At 35.1% G+C, this 3,331-nt stretch carries 4 protein-coding genes and 1 tRNA gene; 4 read left to right on the top strand and 1 reads right to left on the bottom strand.

Annotated features, from left to right (window positions below; all coding sequences use genetic code 11):
* Positions 1–2: 2 nt before the first annotated feature.
* Positions 3–88: transfer RNA gene (locus ABF281_RS04205), tRNA-Leu, on the bottom strand.
* 230 nt (positions 89–318) lie between these two features.
* Here ABF281_RS04205 and cyoE point away from each other — a divergent pair.
* The 4 genes from cyoE (at position 319) to ABF281_RS04185 (ending at position 3,224) form a co-directional block, all read left to right on the top strand.
* A complete protein-coding gene (gene cyoE, locus ABF281_RS04200; protein ID WP_347180443.1) occupies positions 319–1,218 on the top strand; it encodes a heme o synthase in 900 nt (299 codons plus the stop codon).
* Position 1,219: 1 nt separating this feature from the next.
* On the top strand, positions 1,220–1,807 hold the full coding sequence (locus ABF281_RS04195; RefSeq protein ID WP_347180442.1) for a cytochrome c oxidase subunit 3: 588 nt from the start codon (positions 1,220–1,222) through the stop codon (positions 1,805–1,807).
* A gap of 61 nt (positions 1,808–1,868) precedes the next feature.
* The gene (locus tag ABF281_RS04190; RefSeq protein ID WP_347180441.1) at positions 1,869–2,843 is read left to right on the top strand and encodes a cytochrome c oxidase subunit 3; all 975 of its coding nucleotides are present in this window, start codon (positions 1,869–1,871) and stop codon (positions 2,841–2,843) included.
* A 36-nt stretch (positions 2,844–2,879) separates the two neighbouring features.
* Complete coding sequence (locus ABF281_RS04185) at positions 2,880–3,224, top strand: cytochrome C oxidase subunit IV family protein (RefSeq protein WP_347180440.1); 345 nt, start codon at positions 2,880–2,882, stop codon at positions 3,222–3,224.
* The last annotated feature ends 107 nt before the right edge of the window (positions 3,225–3,331 follow it).

The following is a 3,331-nucleotide window of genomic DNA, read 5'->3' as shown; positions in this document are numbered from 1 at the left end:
TGTACTCAAGATGGGACTTGAACCCATACGGGCATTTCTGCCCACTGGATTTTAAGTCCAGCGTGTCTACCAATTCCACCACTTGAGCATTTAGTTTACACTAAAATATTTTGGTAAGTTGTACAATGTTTCAGAACATACGCATTTCTACAAATGCGAGTGCAAATATAGGACATAATTCTATTCGTGAAAAAATAACACCTTCTTTTTTTTGTTTTTTTTTAGGTCCTTAAAATTATGGCTAAAAAATGTACAAGTTCAATTCTTTAGAAAATAATATCTCTATCTTTGCACAAACTTTAGAAGCTTAAAAATCTAATGCCTAACAAAGAAAAAAATATGGAGATCAATGAAAATACTTTCCTTGGTGACTTCAAACAACTTACGAAATTTGGACTTTCGCTAAGCGTTGTTTTTTCGGCAATTGCTGGTTATTTACTAGCTGCAACTACTATAGATTTCACTACCATAACTCTTTTAGCTGTTGGTGGTTATCTAATGGTTGGCGCTTCTAATGCGTTTAACCAAATCATAGAGATTGATGCAGACAAACTGATGCAAAGGACCATGGACAGACCTCTGCCTACAGGAAGATACACAACTAAGACAGCAATGATAATCGCGGTCACATTTTCAATTCTTGGCCTATATCTATTATACTGCATAAATGAAAAAAGTGCTCTCTTAGGGGCTGTTTCTATTTTTTTATACACATGTGCTTACACCCCCTTAAAAGGGATCACGCCTCTTGCTGTATTTGTTGGTGCTTTTCCTGGAGCAATCCCGTTTTTGCTCGGATGGGTAGCCGCTACAAATAGATTTGGAATTGAAGCAGGAGTGTTTTTTATGATTCAATTCTTCTGGCAATTCCCTCATTTCTGGGCCATCGGATGGCTAGGCCACGACGAATACTTAAAAGCAGGTTACAACTTACTACCAACTGGAAAAAGAGACAGAAAAACAGTTGTGCAAATATTACTATATACCCTACTGTTGATTTTTGTTTCTATAATTCCTATATTTAAGATAACGGGGCAATTTTATATTTATCCTATTACAGCAATTCTTATCTTCATGAGCGGAGCAGTAATCCTATATTATGGGATTCAACTTTACAAAGACCTGACAAAGAAAACAGCAAAAAGACTAATGCTAGCTAGTGTATTTTACATCACGGCTATTCAAATTATTTATATCATCGATAAATTCCTCCACTAAAATGAAAAAGACAATATCTTTAGAAGACGAATTAAGCATTGGGCGAAAAAAAACAGCTAAACCAATGCTATGGGTTTCAATCATCAGTATGACTATGGTTTTCGCCGGCCTAGTAAGTTCATATGTGATCAGTAGCCAACGTGAGGACTGGGTAAGTTTTGACCTACCACCAGCGCTTGTAAATAGTACCCTATTTATTTTATTGAGTAGTGTAACCGTACACGCTGCTGTTATCGCTGCAAAAAAACAAAAGAAAAAAATGACTTCGTTACTACTGGGAGTCACCCTCGTCTTAGGAATCGGATTTGTGCTCTCGCAAATCAATGGTTTCAACCAGCTAAGAGCGTCAGGTTTGTTTTTTACAGGTCCTAAAAGTTTGATTTCATCTTCGATGATTATGGTCATCGTGTTTACGCATCTGGCTCATGTCCTAGTGGCTTTGATTGCATTGGTTGTGATGAACATCAAACAACTACTTGGAAAGTATAGTAATGGCAATATCTTAGGTCTAGAACTAGGGGCTATTTTTTGGCACTTTTTAGATTTACTATGGATAGCACTATTTTCATTCTTTTATTTTAATAATTAATGTAAATTTATAAATTTGCAACACGAACAAAAATTGAACAAAACAAACAATTAGAACACTTATGAAAGCAACAACTGCTAATCAAAGTACGAATGTATGGGAAGGTGGAAATACCAGACCACTAGGGGCAAGTTATGGTAAAATGATGATGTGGTTCTTCATCTTATCAGATGCTTTAACATTTGCAGGTTTCCTAGCCGCTTACGGATTAACTCGTTTTAAATTTATTGATGTCTGGCCAATTGCAGATGAGGTATTTACTCATTTCCCTGGAATCCACGGAACCTACCCTATGTATTACGTTGCATTGATGACTTTTATACTGATTTTTTCTTCTGTAACTATGGTGTTAGCAGTTGATGCAGGACACCAAATGAAACGAAAAAAAGTTATTCTTTATATGTTTTTAACCATCATTGGTGGTATCGTTTTTGTCGGTTCTCAGGCTTGGGAATGGAAAAATTTCATCAATGGTGAATACGGAGCAGTCCAATTGCAAGATGGAAAGATTGTCCAATTCGTAAACCAGGAAGGGAAACAAATAGCCTTAGCAGACTTTGCCACTAAAGACAACAAAGCTTTACAACACACACGTTGGAATGGTTTGTGGAACGAAGAAGGACCAACTATTTCGGAATATACAACTGAAGGAATCCTTGAAGCTTTCAAGCACCATCCAGAAATTGGAATTCGAATTGAAAAAATAAATCCAGAAACCAAGCAAAAGATTGTCATACTTGATAAAACTGAAGCGGTAAAGTTCCTAGAAAAGTCAAAAAGAGTTGTAGAAGGAGCAAATCTAGAGGTCAATGAATATGGATCTAGCCAATTTGCAGATTTTTTCTTCTTTATCACTGGTTTTCACGGTTTTCACGTAACAACGGGTATCCTCCTTAACATCATCATTTTTGCAAATGTGCTCTTGGGTACTTATGAAAAGAGAGGACATTACGAAATGGTAGAAAAAGTAGGATTATACTGGCACTTCGTAGATTTGGTATGGGTATTTGTATTTACATTCTTCTACCTTGTGTAATTTAAAAAAAAGACGACAGCATTTATATAATATATCATGGCACAACACGAATCAAACACTAAACTAATCTGGCAAGTATTCGGATTTTTATCATTAGTAACCATCATTGAAGTAATCTTAGGAATTATAAAGCCACACAGTTTACACTTTAATAATTTTTTAGGGACATCATTATTGAACTGGATCTTTATTATCTTAACACTGGTAAAGGCTGCTGGAATCATGTGGTACTTTATGCATATGAATCATGAACGTAAAAACTTTGTAAATTCAATTGTATTACCTTTGATTATATTAATTCCCTACTTGGTAGCTTTGCTATTGGTTGAAGGAACTTATTTATACGACACATTAACACCTTACGTTAACTGGAAATACTAATTTTCAGCTAAATATTAATTTATAAAAAGGTGGATTTAATCCGCCTTTTTTAGTATTTAAAACATACTAATAATGAAGAAAAAAATTATTCTAGCCCTACTATTCAT

Origin of the sequence: Wenyingzhuangia sp. (assembly GCF_039768515.1) — a bacterium.
Classification (GTDB): domain Bacteria; phylum Bacteroidota; class Bacteroidia; order Flavobacteriales; family Flavobacteriaceae; genus Wenyingzhuangia.
Note: the sequence above shows the minus strand (reverse complement) of the source record. Positions and strands in the feature narration are given on the sequence as shown.

What these genes read in the sequence shown, in the direction of transcription:
- ABF281_RS04190 (WP_347180441.1), top strand. Translation starts at nt 1,869, where the DNA reads ATGAAAGCAACAACTGCTAATCAAAGTACGAATGTATGGGAAGGTGGA.
- ABF281_RS04185 (WP_347180440.1), top strand. Translation starts at nt 2,880, where the DNA reads ATGGCACAACACGAATCAAACACTAAACTAATCTGGCAAGTATTCGGA.
- ABF281_RS04195 (WP_347180442.1), top strand. Translation starts at nt 1,220, where the DNA reads ATGAAAAAGACAATATCTTTAGAAGACGAATTAAGCATTGGGCGAAAA.
- cyoE (WP_347180443.1), top strand. Translation starts at nt 319, where the DNA reads ATGCCTAACAAAGAAAAAAATATGGAGATCAATGAAAATACTTTCCTT.